12 protein-coding genes are annotated in these 18,236 nt (G+C 70.0%); 6 read left to right on the top strand and 6 right to left on the bottom strand.

The window, feature by feature from the left end; all coding sequences use genetic code 11:
- Positions 1-38: 38 nt before the first annotated feature.
- Positions 39-1,661, bottom strand: coding sequence for a hypothetical protein (locus tag DB31_RS18470; RefSeq protein ID WP_044189330.1), 1,623 nt, complete (start codon positions 1,659-1,661; stop codon positions 39-41).
- Between the two features lie 212 nt (positions 1,662-1,873).
- Between DB31_RS18470 and DB31_RS18465 the strand changes: the two genes are divergently transcribed.
- Both DB31_RS18465 and DB31_RS18460 read left to right on the top strand, forming a co-directional pair.
- Positions 1,874-3,451 carry a Kelch repeat-containing protein gene (locus DB31_RS18465; protein WP_044189329.1) on the top strand — a complete coding sequence of 526 codons (1,578 nt, stop codon included), beginning with the start codon at positions 1,874-1,876 and terminating at the stop codon, positions 3,449-3,451.
- Between the two features lie 305 nt (positions 3,452-3,756).
- On the top strand, positions 3,757-5,814 hold the full coding sequence (locus DB31_RS18460) for a hypothetical protein (RefSeq protein WP_044189326.1): 2,058 nt from the start codon (positions 3,757-3,759) through the stop codon (positions 5,812-5,814).
- Positions 5,815-5,817: 3 nt separating this feature from the next.
- Here the strand turns inward: DB31_RS18460 and DB31_RS18455 are convergent, their stop codons facing one another.
- From DB31_RS18455 to DB31_RS18445, 3 genes are all read right to left on the bottom strand, one after another.
- Positions 5,818-6,831 (bottom strand): ABC transporter substrate-binding protein, encoded by a 1,014-nt coding sequence (locus DB31_RS18455; protein ID WP_044189324.1) that lies wholly within the window; start codon positions 6,829-6,831, stop codon positions 5,818-5,820.
- 66 nt (positions 6,832-6,897) lie between these two features.
- Positions 6,898-7,659 carry an ABC transporter permease gene (locus tag DB31_RS18450; RefSeq protein WP_044189322.1) on the bottom strand — a complete coding sequence of 254 codons (762 nt, stop codon included), beginning with the start codon at positions 7,657-7,659 and terminating at the stop codon, positions 6,898-6,900.
- Between the two features lie 16 nt (positions 7,660-7,675).
- Positions 7,676-8,551, bottom strand: a complete 876-nt coding sequence (locus DB31_RS18445; protein WP_044189320.1) for an ATP-binding cassette domain-containing protein — start codon at positions 8,549-8,551, stop codon at positions 7,676-7,678.
- A gap of 173 nt (positions 8,552-8,724) precedes the next feature.
- On the opposite strand from DB31_RS18445, the gene DB31_RS18440 reads away from it, so the two are divergent.
- Together DB31_RS18440 and DB31_RS18435 are read left to right on the top strand one after the other, a co-directional pair.
- On the top strand, positions 8,725-11,478 hold the full coding sequence (locus DB31_RS18440) for a CHAT domain-containing protein (RefSeq protein ID WP_052420075.1): 2,754 nt from the start codon (positions 8,725-8,727) through the stop codon (positions 11,476-11,478).
- A 39-nt stretch (positions 11,479-11,517) separates the two neighbouring features.
- Positions 11,518-12,156, top strand: coding sequence for a hypothetical protein (locus tag DB31_RS18435; protein WP_044189318.1), 639 nt, complete (start codon positions 11,518-11,520; stop codon positions 12,154-12,156).
- A gap of 54 nt (positions 12,157-12,210) precedes the next feature.
- On the opposite strand, the gene DB31_RS18430 is transcribed toward DB31_RS18435, so the two are convergent.
- Positions 12,211-12,813, bottom strand: coding sequence for a hypothetical protein (locus DB31_RS18430; protein ID WP_044189315.1), 603 nt, complete (start codon positions 12,811-12,813; stop codon positions 12,211-12,213).
- Positions 12,814-13,001: 188 nt separating this feature from the next.
- On the opposite strand from DB31_RS18430, the gene DB31_RS18425 reads away from it, so the two are divergent.
- Positions 13,002-14,090 carry a glucose 1-dehydrogenase gene (locus DB31_RS18425; RefSeq protein WP_044189313.1) on the top strand — a complete coding sequence of 363 codons (1,089 nt, stop codon included), beginning with the start codon at positions 13,002-13,004 and terminating at the stop codon, positions 14,088-14,090.
- Positions 14,091-14,103: 13 nt separating this feature from the next.
- Positions 14,104-16,023 carry a glycoside hydrolase family 15 protein gene (locus DB31_RS18420; RefSeq protein WP_276203631.1) on the top strand — a complete coding sequence of 640 codons (1,920 nt, stop codon included), beginning with the start codon at positions 14,104-14,106 and terminating at the stop codon, positions 16,021-16,023.
- Between the two features lie 15 nt (positions 16,024-16,038).
- On the opposite strand, the gene DB31_RS18415 is transcribed toward DB31_RS18420, so the two are convergent.
- Entirely contained in the window at positions 16,039-18,114 is a 2,076-nt protein-coding gene (locus DB31_RS18415; protein ID WP_240486751.1) for an ATP-binding protein, read from the bottom strand.
- Between the last annotated feature and the right edge of the window lie 122 nt (positions 18,115-18,236).

The following is an 18,236-nucleotide window of genomic DNA, read 5'->3' as shown; positions in this document are numbered from 1 at the left end:
GCCCTGGGCGGACTGTGGGTGTGTGGGCGTCCGGAGGCTCAGAAGGAGATATCGCGCTTCATCGTCCGAGTGCCCTCCCACAGGTGTGCCTCGGCTTGAACGAGGATCTCCTGCCCATCCCCCAGGCGCCACAATCCCCGTGCGTCCGCCTCTCTCAGGGACGCCTCCGGTCCGAACACGACAGGGACTTCCCAGAAGTCCGTGTTCAGCGCCGCGAATCGATGGGGGCTCCCCCTGGCTTCGAGCACTTGATTGAGCAGCCCGAGCACCGCGCCAATGTCGTGCACGGAGTACGCGTTCCGGGCCTTGACGGAGAAGCGCTGCCCGTCCGCGTAGGCTCGCAGGGTGTACTCCTCGCTCGAGGGCTTCTCACCCCAGCGGCGCACAGGGCTCTTTGGGGGGAGCTGCTCGAACACCACGCCAGAGAGCTCCGGCCGCGCCGTCCAGGCCAGGGTCACGAGGAGCGCGTCATGCCGGCGGGGAAACTCCGCATCCGCGATTCCGATGCGGAAGGCACGCTGGGCCTGCTCCATGACGGCGCTCAGGTAAAAGCTCTCCGGCTCATCGGCCAGGTTCGGCGCCCCCTCCGGCAGCAGCCTCCGCTCCCGTGCCCAACCCCTCATCTCCGCGAGGGATGAGAAGTTCCTGAGTGTCGCGAGCCTCTCTGGGTCGGCGTCCTGAAGCTCGGGGGACCTGGCGGCTGAGAGGGCAAAGCGTGCGGTCGCCGCCCAGTTGCTCGCGGCCCACCGCTCCAGGCATCGGCTGAGCATGAGATCGCTGATTCCCTCTGGCCGGGTGGGCACGGGAGGGCACTTCGCCGGAAGCGCCTCTTTCTCCTGTCGAGCGCGCTCTCTGCTCGCAGCCTGCTGATCCAACGCGGCACGCAGCTCGCCGAGTGCCCGGCGCCGCAGCTCCTCGCTGAGTTCACGTGCCACGGGCTCCTGGCTGGCCGAGAGATAACGCCAGGCCTCCTGGAACAGCTCCTCCCGGTTCTGGGTCAGGATGCGGCGCACCGCCTTCTCCAGCGCGGGGGTGAAGCGCGGACGGTCGAAAGCGGAGTGGTGCTGCAGCACGCTCTCCACCGGCGCGTCCTCCCGGGCGAAGAGGGCTGTCGTCTCGGCTCCTGGGCAGCGCACCAGCTTTCGCCAGAACAGCTCCCGCAGGAGCGGGAACTCCTCGTCAGGTTCATCCAGCCGCTCCCTCAGCCACGCGCACGGCACGCCCTCGTCTTCGAAGGTCCTGGCGTAGCCCAAGTCGTCCTGTGGCATGGAAGGGACGATTCCCATGAGGTTGTGCCGGCCGGGTCCCAGCACCACCCCATAGGTGGACCAGAGCTCCTCGAGGCCCTGAGCCGAAGCAGCCATCTGGCGGAGCACGGAGAGGAACTTCTCCCCCATCTCTCGATCGCCCTCCAGCAAGCGGGATTGCACATAGGACAGGGGTGGGCCCTTCTCCAACGCTTGCGCGAAGTTCTCCACCTGTGAGGGCAATGGGCCCGCGAAGCGCGGCGGCAAGGGCGCCTCGATTCGATCGAGCGGTAGGCGCGGCAGCTCCCGGCCGACCCGCTTGGACGATCCAGGATTGGGATCGCGGAACCAGATGTAGACAGTGCCAGCGAGGACGAGACCCCACAGAACGACCACGAACGGCCACAGCTTCACGTCAGTGCTCCTGGGCGGTGGGAGGGTTCCACTCGCGCACGGAAAGATGACCTGTGCGGGACCCTACCTCAAAGGTTGGGAGGAGTGACAGCCTTCGCCACACGTCCTTCCGGTGGCGTGGCGCGCATGGGAGCGTGAACCGCACTGATGCGCACGCCCCTGGTTGCTGTGGCGGTGGCCGAGCGCGCCGTGGCCTGTAGACTCACGGCCTTGTGAATCCGCGCTCTCGCTCCCTTTGGCTGCTGTTGCTGCTCCTCGGGCCGCTGCTCGCGTGTGAGTCCACCCGGGGCGGGGTGCATGTGGTGGTGGAAGGCTCGCTGGCGCCCGGCACGGACTTCGACCGGCTCTCGGTGGTCGCCTTCCAAGGCAGCACCACCACCCCACTCGCCCTGGCCACACTCGAGGGCGCGGAGCTGCACCTGCCCGCCACCTTCAACTTCGAGTCCGGGCCCGCGACCCCCGCAGGCACCCTCATCTCCGTACGCGCCACCGCCGAGCTCGCCGGTGTGGTGCGCTCCTCCGCCTCCGGTGAGGCCACGCTGACCGAGAAGGGCGGCGCGACCCTGACGCTGACGCTGCCCCCGCTCCCCTCGCCACCGGACGCGGGCATGGCGACCGAAGTCTGCGACAACGGCCTGGACGACGACGGTGACGGTCTGCGCGACTGCGCGGACCCCGCGTGCGAGGCCCAGCGCTGCCAACCTGGAGGGCTCACCTGCAGCGGGGGTGTCTGCACGTGCCCCAGCGGGCAGGTGGGCACTCCCGTGGTGCGGCAAGGCTTCTCACGCCGAGGCCTCCCCATCGCGGTGGTGCCTGGCACAGGCCCTCTCGCGGAGGCCCTGGTCGTGGCAGGTGGCCGGGACAGCCTGGGGCGCCCGAGCCCAGCGCTGGAGGTCTACTTCACCGCATCGAGCCGGCTCTCCTCGCGCTCGCTGGCCGTGGAGCGCGCCGAGGCCAGCGTGGTGGCCTTGAAAGATGGAGGCGTCGGCGTGCTGGGAGGCGTCCGCACCAGCAACGTCCCCGAGCCCAGCCTCGAGTGGCTGGAACTGGATGGAGGCACCACCCGCCTCCCCTTCTTCCCCGTCCTCACCGCCCGAGGCGCCGCGGCAGGCCCGCTCGGCGACGACGTGGTGCTGGCCGGTGGCGCCCTGGCCCCCTCCCAGGAAGGCACCTCGGAGCAGAGCAACCTCGCGGTGCGTGTCACCCCGGCCACTGGCGCGCAGCAGGTGCTGGGCCGCCTGTCCATCCCCTGTCCCTCGGGTGGAGCACCCCTCGGAGACGCCTTCCTCCTGGCCGGGGGATGTGCAGGCTCGGGCGCCACCGCGCGCACGGATGTGATCAGCCCCAGCGGAGCCCTCGGCGTGGGGCCCAGCCTCCCCGCCGCCTTCGAGGCACCCGCCGTGGTGGGCCTCTCGGGCGGCCGCGCGCTGGTGGTGGGTGGCTTCGAGCAGGCCGACACCGTGCGCGTCCCCTCCGCCCGCGCCTTCCTCTTCGAGACTTCGGGCTCCGTCGTGCGCGTCCGGGAGCTGCGGCCCATGGAGATGCCTCGCTCCGCCCCTCGCGCCACCCGCGCGGGCAACGGCTGGGTCTACATCGAGGATGGCAATGGAGCCCCCGGCGTCTGGTTTGATCCGGCCTCCGAGCGCTTCACTCCCGCCGCGCCCCTCCCGCTTCGCCGCAACCATGCCCTCACGGGCGGTGCAGGTGCGCAGGTGTACTTCGTTGGAGGCTCCGGAACCGATGGTGGCCTGGAGGACACCCTGCTGGAGCTGGAACTTCGCTGCTTTTAGAACTAGAATTTCCAGAACAAAGAGAGAGATTGGATTGAAACGCTTTTCCTTCTTGTCCTTGAGGACCAGGAGGATCAATTGTGGACGCCACAAGCGCGCCTATCGACTGGAGCCCACTTCGGATTTTCTAGAATGACACACTGCGGAATGATCGGGATTTGTCACCCCGGGCCAAGGCAGGTGCGCCTTGGGGAAGCGCTGGTCACCCTCTGAGAAAGAAATTTCGGTTGGGGAAGTCTAGCGGAACCGTGGTATGAAATTGTTCTGCTATCTACGTAAAGCCGTTCTGACGCGTTGGAGCTCCCATGCAGTCGGATAACCGGATGTCGACCCGCGAGGCGATCCTGGGCTACCGGATGGGAACCGACCTGTCGGCGGTGGCTTCGTTTGGAGATGCTCACGACTCGCAGGGCCGGCTGGTGCAGTTGTCGCTGGAGCATCTGACGTTGCACCTGGCCTCGTGCGCGGAGCTGCGACCGGGCCAGCCCGCCTCGGTGGTGTTGGGGCTGGGGGAGCGCTGGACGACGGCGTTGCAGGCGGAGGTGACGGACATCTCCAACGGGGGCCCCGAGGCCCCGCCCGAGCTGCGGCTGCGCTTCGTGGCCCCTCCGCTGGAGGCGGGCCGCAAGATTGTCTCCGCGCTGGAGTCGATGCGCGAGAGCGGGCAGTTGCTCACGCCCGAGGCCCGCCCCGTGTGGCGGGAGACCATCACCCGCCCCGAGCGCATCCTTCGCATCTGCGAGGCGCTGGCCACGCGCACCACCCGCGGTGTGGCGCGCGCCGAGGATGGCTCGCGCACGGAGGTCTACGCCGAGCACTTCGACAAGTACGACGGCGTCATCGGCTGGAGGGCCGAGGGTCCGCTGCCCCCGGCGCCCTTTGCCATGGAGGCCTTCGGCTACAGCTCGGTGCTCTACTTCCGGGTGGAGAAGGCCTGGATGGAGCAGGGCCTGTGGATGATGTCGCTGCCGCAGGAGCTGACGCGCTACCGCCACCGGTGGCTGCGCCGCGCCCCCACCAGCATCGAGTGCCACCTGTCCTTCGAGCACCCGCTGTGGCCGCAGGTCCGCGTGCACCGCGCCATGCTGGACGTGTCCTACGAGGGCTTGTCCTTCATCACGGAGCCCGGTGAGGATCTGCTCTACCCCGGCATGCGCATTCCGTGCATGGAGGTGGAGATGCCGGGCCGCGCGCCGGTGAAGCTCTTCGCCGAGGTGCGCAACATCTCCAGCTCTTCGCGCGGCCGCCGCTGCGGCATCTGGGTGAGCCCCATCGGCGCGGATCAGGCGCTGGCCTGGCGCGAGCTCGTCGAGGAGCAGATGCACCCGCGCACCCGCGTCTCGGGTGACTGGAACCCGGGCACGTGGGAGCTCTTCGAGAAGTCCGGCTACTTCCGGCTGTCGGGCAAGGAGCCCTTGAAGTTCGCCGCGCTCAAGGGCCAGTTCTACGAGGCCCAGAGCAAGCTCGATGGCCAGCTGCGCATCGGCTACCGTGCCGTGAAGCCCATGTCCGGCGGTGTCGAGGCGACGCTCTCGGCCCTCAAGCCGTACGCGGGCAGCTGGCTGGCCCACCAGCTGGCACGCCAGCAGTCCCCGAGCGCCGACAAGAAGGTCAGCGCCCGCGAGGCCCTGCGCGACATCTACCTGCGCGCCTTCGAGCCTGCGCAGATTGACCCGGACGTGAAGTGGTTCTTCGCCTACTGCGAGGCGAACGTCCGGTGGATCCGCTTCATCAACTTCGACTTCGCCCAGTGGTACGAGCACACGGGCCAGTCCGCGGTGATGTCCTTCCGCCTGATGGAAGGCGACGTGGACAACGCGTGGCCGGCCCTCCCGGACGGCATCGAGGTGGGGGACATCACCTCCGAGGAGAAGCAGCAGTTCTTCACGCACCTCGAGAAGATCAAGCCCCTGGCGTACCGCGAGGCGCTGGACCTGGTGCCGGAGCGGTTCGACTTGGCCGCCACCCAGGAGCTGTGGGCCACGGCGCAGCTCTCGCGTGAGCGCTCGGTGATGGTCGCCCGCTCGAAGGGCAAGGCCGTGGCGGTGGCCATCCTGGAGACGGCGCACCGGGGGCTCAACCTGTTCCACGTGCTGGATGGCATCCGCATCATCCCCCTGCTGGACGAGGGGCTGCCCGAGGTGCAGGACGCCATGCTGGCGCTGCTGACGCGGGCCGCGGATTGGTACAAGGAGCGCGGCCGCTCGGTCTTCGTGCACTACGTGGAGGCCCAGGTTGTGGAGTACGCCGAGCGGGCCGCCCTGGCGGACCTGGGCGAGGGCAAGCTGTGGATCATCTCCCACACGCTGCTGCCCGAGTTCCTCGAGCACCTCTGCGAGTCCTCCACGCCGCGCACCGAGTAGCCCTCACTGAGGCGGGGCGCGGACCTCTTCCATCAGGCTGAGGTCCACCAGCCCCTGGATGTCGTCGCTGGTGAGGTAGCCCAGCTCCTTGGCGTGCTTCGCCGACTCGGCCAGCGCGGAGGGCTCCGGATCCAGGCTGGGCTCCAGCCGCGAGAAGGCCTCCTTCAGCACGGCGGGCGGCAGGGGCTTGCTGGTGAGCTTGCCGAAGGCAGTGTTCACGGCGGTGGCGAAGCCCTCGGGGTCCGCCTTCCAGCGCTCGGTGAGCCGCCGGTGCACGCGCAGCAGCGCGAGGATTTGAGGACGGCGCGCCTCCAGCACCTTCTTCGTCGTCACCAGCACGGTGGTGGGAAAGCGGCGGTTCGGCCAGAGGTCCCGCTCGTCCACCAATATCTGTCCGCCGCCCTCGGCCACCATGCGGGCGCCCCAGGGCTCCGGCACCCAGGCGCCCTCGATGGAGCCGTGAATGTACTGCCCGAGGATGTCTGGGTTGCTCAGCGGCACCACCTGCACATCGGCTCCGGGCTCGCTGGCCGCCTTGAGGCCCTGCGCCTGCAGCCAGTGCCGCAGCGCGATGTCCTGCGTGTTGCCAATCTGGGGACTGGCCAGCTTCTTCCCCTTCAGCTCGGCGGGAGACTTCGCCGTGCGCGTCACCAGCACCGCGCCTCCGTTCACCGCGCCCGCGATGATGCGCAGCTCGCGGCCTGCCTTGAGGTACGTGTTGATGGCGGGCCCCGGCCCAACGTAGGAGACGTCGAGCGAGCCCCCCACCAGCGCCTCCATGGCCGCGGGGCCCGCGTTGAACTGCTTGATGTCCAGCCGGCCGAGGCCCGGCTCCGCGGAGAACGCACCCTCGGCATTGCCCACGAGCGCCTGGGCATGGGTGATGTTGGGGAAGAAGCCCAAGCGGAGCGGTGTGTTGGGGTCGCTGCTCGCCTCGCCGGACTTCTTGCAGCCGAGGCCGGTGGTGGTGAGCAGGACGAGCAGCGCCAGGGAGAGCTGGGAGCGGACCGGAGTCATAGGCCCCGGTACATGGGGCCGCTCTTCACTCGGAGCAACAGGTTCGAGGGTGGGCCGTCCGCCACTTCACACGGAGGGCAGCAGGCCCCAGCGCCGCCGCACGCGCAGCTCCACCGTCTGGAAGAGGACACGGTCCACGAGGATGCCAATGGCGATGATGGCCACCATCACCGCCATCACCAGCGGCACATCCATCAGCTCGCGGCCCAGCGTGAGCAGCTGGCCCAGGCCGCCAGAGACGAAGAGCAGCTCGCCGGCCAGCAGCGCGCGCCACGCGAAGCTCCAGCCCAGCTTCAGGCCGGTGACGATGCCGGGCAGCGCCGCGGGAATCAGCACCCCGAAGGAGAAGCGTGGGCCGCGCACCCCGAGCGTATGGGCCACGCGGATGAGCTGCGGATCAATCGCGTTGACGCCGTCCTCGGTGGCGATGGCGATGGAGAGCACGCTGCCCATCACCACCACGAAGAGGATGGCCGCGTCATTCAGGCCGAACCACAGCAGCGCCAGCGGCAGCCAGCAAATGGAGGGCAGTGCCTGCAGGCCCATCACCACGGGCTTCACCGCGTTGCGGAAGAAGGCGAGCCGCGCGTTGGCCAGCCCGAGCGGCACGCCGATGGCCACCGACATGAGGTACGCGCGTCCCAGCCGTCCCATGGAGCGCAGCACCGCGGCGCCCAGCCGCCCGTCCGCCACCAGTGCCCCCAGGCTCTTCGCCACCGTGGAGGGCCCCGGGAACAGGTGCGGGGACCAGATGCCCAGCCGCGCCAGCCCCTCCCACACCGCCAGGAGCAGCACCATCACGCCCAGCTTCTGCGCCCACCGCTTCATGTGCCCCACCTCCTGCTCACTGCTGCAGCCCCGTCTCTTTTTCCACGCGCTGGCGCGAAGGAACCAGCGTGCTCTCGGGCGTCTCCACCTGCCGCATCAGCACCCGGAGGTAGCGCGCCATCTCGTCCAGCCGCGCGTCCTCCGCTGAGCGCGGCATGGGCAGGTGCACCTCCAAGTCCTTCACGATGCGGCCCGGCCGGGGCGCCATCACCACCACGCGCGTGCCGAGCATCAGCGCCTCGTGCACATCGTGCGTGACGAACACCACCGTCTTCGAGGTGCGCAGCCAGATGGACTGCAGCAGCTCCTGCATGTGCACGCGCGTCTGGGCGTCCAGTGAGCCGAAGGGCTCGTCCATCAACAGCACCGCCGAGTCCACCGCGAGCGCCCGCGCCAGGCTGGCACGCATCTTCATGCCGCCGGAGAGCTGGTGGGGCAGTGTGTCCTCGAAGCCCGAGAGGTGCACGCGGCGGATGAACTCGCGGGCGCGCGGCTCGCGCTCCTTGCGAGGCACGCCTCGGGCCGCCAGGGCGAACTTCAGGTTGCCGAGCACCGTCATCCACGGGAAGAGCGCGGCCTCCTGGAACATGAGCAGCCGATCCGGCGCCGGGCCGGAGATGCTCCTTCCGTCGATGGCGACGGTGCCGCCCGTGGGCTTCACGTGTCCGGCCAGCGCGTAGAGCAGCGTGGACTTGCCACATCCGGAGGGGCCGAGCAGGCAGACGAACTCGCCCGAGCGGATGTTGAGGTTCACGTTCTTGAGCGCGATCACCTTGTTGGCATAGCGGTGACCCAGCTCTGCCACGGCAATCTTCGCGCGCTGCGCATTCACCTGCGCCGGTCGGAACAGGCGCAGCGAACTCTTCCATCGTGCCAGCAAGGCTCGAAGCATTGGGGCAAAGGTAGGCAGTCTCCCCACGCGCTGCTCGACCGGCCAGACGGCACCGGGTGCTCGCCTGCCTGCATGCCCTGACGGACAGTTGTAGGGTTCGGCCCGGGAAGATTCCGGCGCCCTTTCGTTGAAGGGGCATGCATGGGGGCAGCTCAGCGCTAGGGGAGCCTGGCTTGAAGGGAAAGTGGACGGGGGGAAGCGTGCGGCTCGTGGCCGTGGGCCTGCCGCTGGTGGGGCTTGCTGTGGTGGCGGCGGTCTTCGGGTTCCGCGGCCAGGGTGGAGGCTCGGGCTCCCAGCAGGAGGAAGCCGCCTGGCTGTCACCTGGGCCCGTGCGCTTCATCGAGGCCCGGTTGAGCCACCCAGCTGCGGACCGCTACCGCCCCTACCATGCCGCGGCGAGAGGAAGTGGAGCCCTGGCCTCGGGCCCGTCGCTGCAGGCCTTGGCTCAGCTGGAGGCGAAGGGAGATCTCCGGGGGCTCGCTGCTGCCTATCTGGGGCGAGGCGCGCCGGAGCTCGCGGCCTCCTACCTCCAGCAGGCGGAGGACTCACCCGAGGTCTTCAATGATCGCGCCGTGCTGGCGCTGACGGACGGGGATGCCGCGGAGGCCATTGCCCAGCTGGACAAGGCGCTGCAGCACGCACCGCGCTCGGCGCAGGCGCTGTGGAACCGCGGGCTGGCACTCCGGGAGCTCGAGCTGTGGACGCTGTCCGCCCAGGCCTTCGAGGCCGTGGCCACGCTCGGAGAGCCAGGCTGGGCGGACGAGGCCCGCACCCGCGCTCAGGAGATGCGGGAGCGGCTGCGGCGGGAGCAGCAGGACTGGAACGACGCGTTCCAAGCGGGCGTGGCGCTGGTGCTCGACAAGGGCACCGTCTCCACCGAGCAACTCCGGGAGCGGCCGGACCTCTACCGCCTCTATCTCTACGACGCCATCCGCGCCGCCCCCGATGGGCAGCGGCTCAAGGAGCTGTGGCCGGTGGCGGAGACGCTCGACGCGCACTTCGGCGGCAGCGTCCTGCGCGACGCGCTCCGCTGGGCTGAGGCCCGGGACTTCCAACGCCGGGGACCGTTGGCCGAGCTCTACCGCTCGTATGTCTTCCAGTCCAAGACCGTGCCCGGAGGCACGCCGGCGTACCTCGGCCAGCTCCGAGCCGCGGGGGAGTTGGACTTGCTGCTGGGCACGCTCGTGTTCGCGCGGGAGGTGGACAAGGACCTCGACGACTATGCCCGGCTGGCGGCGCGGACCCGGGACCCCTGGTTCCAGTTGGCCGCCGAGCACGAGCGCGCCAAGGTGGCCCTCGCGCGCGGGGAGCTGTTGGAGGCCGAGCAGCTCCTGCTCTCCGCGATGCGGCTGTGCCAGGACGGGAAGCAGCTGTACCGGTGCGGCGCGCTGCAAGGGACGCTGGGAGAGGTGTACCGCCAGCTGTGGCGGCTCCCCGAGGCCTCGCGGAGCACGCGGCAGGCCCTGGTCTGGCAGCGGCGCGCGGGCTTCTGGGGCGCGGAGATCGATCGGATGCTGTCGCTTGGGCAGCTCGCGCGCCTCCAGGGACAGGCGGGGCTGGCGCGGGCGCTGCTAGATGAGGCGCTTGCCCGCGTGCCGGGAGACTGTGCCACCCGCCACTTCGTGCGCGCCAATGATGCCCTCGCGCTGCTGGAGGAGATGCGGATCAGCGAGGCCCGCGCCGCCATGCGCGAGGCCCTCGAGTGTGGCGGTGTTCAGTCGCTCTCGGGAGGGATGACGCTGGCCGAGCTCGCGCGCCTCAGCCCGGACCCCTCGCAGGATGGGAAGCTGCTCGAGGGGCTCGAGGCGCTGGACCGCGCGGGGAAGCTCAGCCCGGGCCGGCACGCGGTAGCCCTGCACATCGAGGGGCGCTTCCTCATCGAGCAGGACTCCTCCCGGGGCGAGGAGCTGCTCCGGCGCTCCATCGAGGAGGCCAACCGGCTGCCCAAGGCGAGCGCCGAGGCGAAGGAGGCCCGGGCGCTCACCTATGCCTCGCTGCTGAGCCTTGCGGGCAAGGCGGGCCAGTGGCCCCAGGCGTTGGCGCTCTTCGCCGAGGAGGCCGGTGACACGCTGCCCGCGCGGTGCCTGCTGGCGGCCGCCGTGGACCGGGAGCGGACGCTCGTCGTGGCGTACGGCCCGGATGGGCAGCTGCACGGGTACTACGACGAGAGCCGCCGTCAGCCGCTCAGCGCGGATGCGCGAGGGGTGGTGCCCGAGGCCCTCGTGGCGCCGCTCCGGGCCTGCGAGCAGGTGAGCGTGCTGGCCCGCCCTCCCCTCCACGGCCGCGCGCGGCTGCTGCCGGATGACCTGGCCTGGCGCTACCTCGTGCTGCCCGCCTCGCGGACTCCGCCTCCGGCGCTGCCTGCCCAACGGTTGGTGGTGAAGGATGTGGAGGCGCCCGCGGCGCTCGAGCTGCCGCGCCTGGGAGCCTGGGAGCCGGTGGGCACGGGCATCCACGTGCTCTCGGGAGCGGACGCCACGCCGGCCCACGTGCTGGAGGCCATGACGCGGGCGACCGAGATTGAGATCCACGCCCACGGGTTGATCAACCCAACGCTCTCGGATGCGTCCCTCATCGTGCTCTCGCCCGAGCAGGGCGGCCGGTATGCGCTCACGGCGGCCGAGGTCCGCGCGCACCGGCTGGAGGGAGCGCCGCTGGTGACGCTGGCCGCGTGCCGGGCCGCGCACACGGGGCTGCAGGTGCACGAGCCCTTCAGCCTGCCCGCAGCCTTCATCGAGGCGGGAGCGCGCACGGTGCTGGCCGCGACAGTGGACATCCCAGACGCGGAGGCAGGGCCCTTCTTCCTGGCCGTCCAGGAGCGCATCCGCTCCGGGCAGACCGCCGCCGCCGCGCTCCGGGACGTGCGCATGGAGTGGCTGCGCCGCGACCCCGAGAGCTGGGCGCGCTCCGTGCTCGTGTTCGAGTGACGCACGCTTCACCGCAGTTCCCATCACAGGAGAGACACCATGAAGAGAATGCTGTGGTTGTACGCAGCCTTGGCCCTGCTCGCGACCGGCTGCAAGGTGCTGGAGCCGAAGCCCACCCCCACGGAGGATTCCGCCACGCCCGGAGGGCCCGCGCCCACGCCGCCGCCGGCGCAGCGCATCCCGGACACGGGGACGTTGCCGGCACTGCCCCCGTCCACGCACATCGTCGTGGGCCTGTGCCCCGCGACGAACTCGTACACGGCCATGGGCGTGAACACGGACACGCGCAGCTTCACCTTCCTGCTCAAGGGGGGCCGGGCGACGCAGCAGCAGGCCTTCACTCAGTTCTACGCGAGCCGGGTCCCGGTGACCGTCTACACGGAGCGCGTGAAGCTGCGGGGCACGGCGCCCGCGCCCTCCACGAAGCCCACGCCGCCGCCACCGTCTCCCGCGCCCACGGCCGTGCCCCAGCAGACGCAGGAGGCTGGCGATCCGACCTATGATCCGTGCACGGACATTGGTGACCCGGCACCGGAGCCGGGCCCCAAGCCGACGGGCAACAACTGGGATCCCGACCAGTTCACGTCCTTCAAGAACCTGAGCTGGTACACGGCCAACGCGCTGAACGCCATCAGCGCTCCGGCGCCCAGGACCGAGACGTTCCCCGTGCCGCGCTAGCCGGGCTCATGGGCTGGGGCCGGGCGCGGTGAGGGCCCGGCCCGGCGAGCGGACTCAAGCCGCCGGAGCCGGAGGAGCGGTTCGGGCGGCCCGCTCGGCGCGCAGCAGGCGCCGGGCCTTGAAGGCAAGCCAGAGGCTCAGCCCGATCAACACCACACCCACCCCTCCGAACGAAGAGCCGACGATCAGTGACCCGCGCCGGTGGTCGTGGAACAGCTTGAAGCCCTTGCGGCTCGCGAAGGGGTTGGACCGGAACTTGTTCACCACCCGCACGGTGTTCTGCGCCTGGGCCTCGTCCTCCAGCCACTGGGCGCTGAGCGGGAAGGTGCCGCGCACCGTCACCAGCATGGGCTTGTAGAGGACCGCGGCGTCCCGCTTGTCGCTGCGGTTGCGCTCGACCGTGGCTTCCTGAAGCTCTGGCAGGAGGAACATCCCCACCTCTTCCTGGCCGAGCCAGCTGCGATGCAACAACTGACAGGGGCCGCCGGGGTCGCATGTCAGCTCCACGCGCGCCTTCAGGTTGAACATGATCAAGCTGAAGACGAGGAAGGGGCCGGCCAGCAGCAGCACGGCGCCAGCGCCGAGGGCCGTCGACCGTCCGCGGGAAGCCGGGGCGGCAGTGTCCCCGGAGGGCTCCTGGGTAGCAGGTCCAGTCACGGGACCGTCATAGACCTACCGGCGCGCGGCGGCACCAGGAATCCGCAAGTGCGCACCGCCGAGCACCCGGACGGCCCGGCCTCCGCTCGACTGTTCACCCATGGGCCCTTGCCTTCAGAAGCGGATGAAACCCGCGCCGCTCCGCCGCATGTAGAGCAGCTTGGCAGTCCCCGAGGAGGAGCGCCGCCATGAAGGCCGTTGCCGTCTTCCCAAAGTCCCGAGAGGTGCGCGTCCTCGAGGATGCGCCCGAGCCGCGGCTGCGCTCACCCACGGAGGTGCGTGTCCGCACGCTGGAGGTGGGCGTGTGCGGCACGGACAAGGAGATCACCGCCTTCCGCTACGGCACGCCTCCCGACGGCGAGGACTTCCTCATCGTGGGCCACGAGGCCCTGGGCGAGGTGGTGGAGGTAGGCAAGGGCGTCCAGGGGCTCGAGCCGGGAGACCTGGTGGTGCCTCGGGTGCGGCGGCCGTGCCCGCATGAGCACTGCCCCGCGTGCCGTCACGGGTATCCGGACTTCTGCGTCACCGGGGACTACACGGAGCGCGGCATCCAGAAGGCGCACGGCTTCTGCGCGCAGTTCTTCGTGGAGGACGTGGCGTACCTGCACCGGGTGCCCTCGCAGCTGCGCGCCGTGGCGGTGCTCACCGAGCCGCTCACCGTCGCGGAGAAGGCGCTGCGCGAGGTGGAGCACCTGCGGGAGCGGCTGCCCTGGGAGGAGAAGCCGGGCCGGGCGGTGGTGCTGGGAGCGGGCCCCGTGGGGCTGCTCGGGGCCATGGTGCTGCTGCGGGCTGGGTATGCCACCACGGTGTACTCGCGCTCGCCCAAGCCGAACGAGAAGGCCGAGGCCGCAGAGTCCTTCGGTGCTCCTTATATATCCTCGAAGGAGGTGCCGGTGGAGGAGCTGGCCAAGCGCGTGGGCGCGGTGGACCTCGTGTACGAGGCAGCGGGGGCCTCCAAGGCGGCGTTCGACGTGCTGCGGGTGCTGGGGCCCAACGGCAGCTTCATCTTCACCGGGGTGCCCGGGCGGAAGGAGCCGCTGGAGCTGGACGGGGCGGCGCTGCTCAAGCAGCTCGTGCTGAAGAACCAGCTGGTGCTCGGCACGGTGAACGCGGCGGACGTGGACTTCGAGGCGGCGCTGGAGGACCTGGGGCGTTTCCAGGCTCGCTGGCCCGGCCGGGTGGAGCGGCTCGTCACCGCGCGCCATCCCCCCGAGGAGTTTCAGAAGGTGGTCTCAGGCAAGGTCGGCGGCATCAAGCACGTCATCACCTTCGGGTGAGGAGGAGCGTACCGTGGGAGGAGGACAGCACGAGCCCGGAGACAGCTTCGCCAGCGGGAGCCGGCCCAAGCCGAGCGAGGGACGAGACTGGCAGTCAGGCAGATCGGTGCCCATCGAGGACCATGGCGTCATCGGCGACCTGCGCACGGTGGCACTCATCGGGACGGACGGCACGATCGACTGGCTGTGCTTCCCGCACTTCGACAGCCCGAGCGTCTTCGCGGCGCTGCTGGATCCGGAGAAGGGCGGCCACTTCCGCATCGGCCCGGAGCCGGACGGGGTGGTGCGCAAGCAGTTCTACTGGCCGGACACGAACGTGCTGGTGACGCGCTTCTACACGCCAAACGGCGTGGCGGAGATCGTCGACTTCATGCCGCTGGGCCACCCAGGAGTGCACAGGCAGGAGCGCGAGGTGGTGCGGCGGGTGCGGGTGGTGCGTGGAACCATGGCGTTCCGCATGGAGTGCTTCCCGGCGTTCAACTACGGCCGGGATGAGCACACCACGAGGCTCATCCCAGGCGGGGTGAGCTTTGTCTCGAAGAGCCTGTGCCTGACGCTGTCCACGAAGGTGGAGTTGGGCAGGGATGCGCGGGGCGTGCGCAGCCGCTTCGAGCTGCATGCGGGCCAGTCCGCGGTGTTTGCCCTGCGCGAGGGCGCGCCGGAGACCTGCACGGACACGGTGCACAGCCACGAGTCCGCCGAGGCGCTCTTCCGGGAGACGGTGGACTACTGGCGCCACTGGCTGTCCAAGTGCACGTACACGGGGCGCTGGCGGGAGATGGTGCAGCGCTCGGCGCTGGCGCTGAAGCTGATGACGTTCGAGCCCACGGGAGCCATTGTCGCGGCGCCCACGTGCAGCCTGCCCGAGTCCCCGGGCGGCGTGCGCAACTGGGACTACCGCTACGTGTGGCTCCGGGACGCGGCCTTCACCGTCTACGCCTTCCTGCGCGTGGGCTTCAAGGAGGAGGCGGGCGCCTTCATGCGGTGGCTGGAGGCACGTTGCGCGGAGCTGCCCGAGGACGCGCCGCTGTCACTCATGTACTCCATCGACGGCAAGCGCGTGCCGCCCGAGGAAGAGCTCCACCACCTGAGCGGCTACGGCGGTGCCCAGCCGGTGCGCATCGGCAACGCGGCGGCGGATCAGCTCCAGCTGGACATCTACGGCGAGCTGATGGACTCGGTGTACCTCTACAACAAGTACGGCGCGCCCATCAGCTACGACTTCTGGAGGCACCTGCGGCGGCTGGTGGACTGGGTGTGCGACCACTGGAAGGAGCGGGACGAGGGCATCTGGGAGGTGCGCGGCGGGCGGCGGCACTTCGTGTACTCGAAGTTGATGTGCTGGGTGGCGGTGGACCGGGCCATCCGGCTGGCGGACAAGCGCAGCTTCCCGGCGGACCGGGCCCGGTGGCTCGCGGTGCGCGACGACATCTTCGAGGACATCATGCAGAAGGGCTGGAGCGAGTCGCGCCATGCCTTCATTCAGGCCTACGGCCACGAGGCGCTGGACGCGGCCAACCTGCTCATGCCGCTGGTCTTCTTCTTGTCGCCGGTGGACCCCCGGATGCTGGCCACGCTGGATGCCATGCATCGGCCGCCCGAGAAGGGCGGGTTGGTGTCGGATGGGCTGGTGTTCCGGTACGACGTGGACGCGACGCTGGACGGCATCGCCGGCCGCGAGGGCACCTTCAACCTCTGCAGCTTCTGGCTGGTGGAGGCGATGACCCGCGCGAGCGTGGCGCAGCCCCGCTTCCTGGAGGAGGCCCGGCTGACCTTCGAGCGCATGCTGGGCTACGCCAACCACGTGGGCCTGTACGCGGAGCAGACGGGCATGTCCGGCGAGGCGCTGGGCAACTTCCCCCAGGCGCTCACGCACCTGTCGCTGATCAGCGCCGCGTACAACCTGGACCGCACGTTGGGGCGCAGGGAGTGAGCGGTGCGCCAGTCCTCAGCGGGCCTGGAGCCTCGCGTGGATGAGCTGGCGGAGCTCGACCGGGTTGAACGGCTTCTCCAGCCGGGTGTTGGGGATGTGGCCGAGGAAATCGCGGGCCGCGGCCGTGAAGGCACCGCCCGTGACGAAGATGATCTCATCGGCCCGCTCGGGCATCCGCCGCTTCACCTCGGCGTGGAACTCCATGCCCGTCATCTCCGGCATCATCAAATCACAGAAGATGATGTCCCACGGCTCGCCTTGCTCCAGCCACGCCAGCGCCGCTTGTGGGCGGTTGAAGAGCAGCAGCTCGTGCTCCGAGCCCAGCGTGCGCCTCATCGCGTTGAGCACCAACTGCTCGTCATCCACCGCGAGGATGCGGGCACGGCTCGCGGCCTTGACCGGCTTCTTCTCCTCGCTCTGCGCCGTCCGCACCTGAGCCAGCGGGGGGAGCACCACGCGGAAGGTGGTGCCCCGGCCCACCTCGCTGTCGAACTGGAACTCTCCGCCCAGCCGGGTGACGATGCCGTGGCAGATGGACAGCCCCAGGCCCGTGCCCTCGCCCGGAGGCTTGGTGGTGAAGAAGGGCTCCAGTACGCGCGGGCGGAGGTCCTCGGGAATGCCTGCGCCCGTGTCCTGGACCTCGGCCACCACGTGGCCCCGCGAGTCCAGCCGGGTGATGACGCGGATCTCGTTCCGGTCCGCCGAGCCCTCGGGGATGGCGTGCGCCGCGTTGATGATCAGGTTGAGGAACACCTGCCCCAGCCGAGCCTCGTTGGCCCAGACCTCGGGCACGGGCTCATACAGCTTCACCAGCCGGGCGCGGTGGCGGATCTCGTTCCACGCCAGCGTCACCGCCGTGTCGATGGCCCGGCGCAGATCCACCGCCTCCAGGCGCGCATCGTCCGGCCGGGAGAACGTCTTCAGGTCCTTGACGATGAGCCGCACCCGCTCTGCGCCCTCACGGGCCTCGCGCAGCGCCCGGGGCAGCTCCACCGCTTCGGGAGGCACCTGGGCCGTGGCCGCCGCCTCCACCTCCTGGCGGGCGTAGTCCAGGTTGGCGATGACGTAGGCCAGGGGGTTGTTGATCTCATGCGCCACCCCGGCCGCCAGCGTGCCCACCGAGGCCATGCGGTCGGCCAGCGCCAGCCGCGAGCGCATCTCCTCGCGCTCGCTCATGTCCATCACCGTGCCGAGGATGCGCACGGGCGCCCCTGTCGAGCCGCGGAGGATGGCGCCGCGGTCGAGCACGCGCGCATAGGTGCCGTTGGCGCGCCGCAGGCGGTACTCGTCGGACCAGACGGACTTGCCGCCGTGGACGGCGCGGCGGAAGCCCTCGGTGACGCGCTCGCGGTCATCCGGGTGGACCAGGGAGGGCCACCACCCCGAGTCCTGACGCACGTCCTGCGGCGGGTAGCCGAGCAGCTCGCTCACGCGCTCGTTCCAGGTGACGCGGCCCGTGGCCAGATCCCAATCCCAGACGATGTCGTCGGTGGCGTGCTGGATGACGGAGAAGCGCTCGGAGCTCGTCTGCAGCTCCTCGATGAGCCGCGTCTGCACCAGGTTCATGCGCCGCAGCTCGAGCTGGCTGACCACCTGGCGGGCCAGGGCCTCCAGGCTGCGGAGCTGGGCGGGGCTGAGCTGGCGAGGCACCACATCCGCGACGCACACGGTGCCCAGCGTCGCGCCCTTGGGGGTGATGAGCGGCGCGCCCGCGTAGAAGCGGAGGTGCGGCTCGGAGGCGACCAGCGGGTGCTGGGCGAGCTGCGGATTCGCGAGCGTGTCCGTGACGACGTGCAGTCCGGGGTGGAGCACGGAGCGGCCGCAGAACGCCGTGTCCCGGGGCATCTGCACCCTGTCCTCCACGCCCGTACGCGACTTGAGCCACACGCGCTCCGCGTCCACCAGCGCGATGAGGGCGATGGGCGTGCCGCACAACTGCGCGGCCAACAGGGTGATGTCGTCGAACGAGGGCTCGGGCGCTGTGTCGAGCACCTCGTAGCTGCGCAGTGCCTCCAGCCGCTCCTTCTCATTCCGAGGGAGGGTGGGGGGCTCCAGGTACGGGCCAGGCGGGGGGGATTCCGGAGCAGCCACGGCCCATTTTATGACGGTTTCCAAGCCCTTAAAATCTAAGGAAAGCTTGATAGAAATGGAAGCAAGGGTCCCCCTGTTGGGAGGCGAGGATGGGTGGGTGAAGTGGGCTCGTATCGGTTCAG

Origin of the sequence: Hyalangium minutum (assembly GCF_000737315.1) — a bacterium.
Classification (GTDB): domain Bacteria; phylum Myxococcota; class Myxococcia; order Myxococcales; family Myxococcaceae; genus Hyalangium; species Hyalangium minutum.
This window is presented reverse-complemented; position numbering and strand designations above follow the sequence as displayed.

What these genes read in the sequence shown, in the direction of transcription:
- DB31_RS18425 (WP_044189313.1), top strand. Translation starts at nt 13,002, where the DNA reads ATGAAGGCCGTTGCCGTCTTCCCAAAGTCCCGAGAGGTGCGCGTCCTC.
- DB31_RS18450 (WP_044189322.1), bottom strand. Translation starts at nt 7,659, where the DNA reads ATGAAGCGGTGGGCGCAGAAGCTGGGCGTGATGGTGCTGCTCCTGGCG.
- DB31_RS18445 (WP_044189320.1), bottom strand. Translation starts at nt 8,551, where the DNA reads ATGCTTCGAGCCTTGCTGGCACGATGGAAGAGTTCGCTGCGCCTGTTC.
- DB31_RS18455 (WP_044189324.1), bottom strand. Translation starts at nt 6,831, where the DNA reads ATGACTCCGGTCCGCTCCCAGCTCTCCCTGGCGCTGCTCGTCCTGCTC.
- DB31_RS18460 (WP_044189326.1), top strand. Translation starts at nt 3,757, where the DNA reads ATGCAGTCGGATAACCGGATGTCGACCCGCGAGGCGATCCTGGGCTAC.
- DB31_RS18435 (WP_044189318.1), top strand. Translation starts at nt 11,518, where the DNA reads ATGAAGAGAATGCTGTGGTTGTACGCAGCCTTGGCCCTGCTCGCGACC.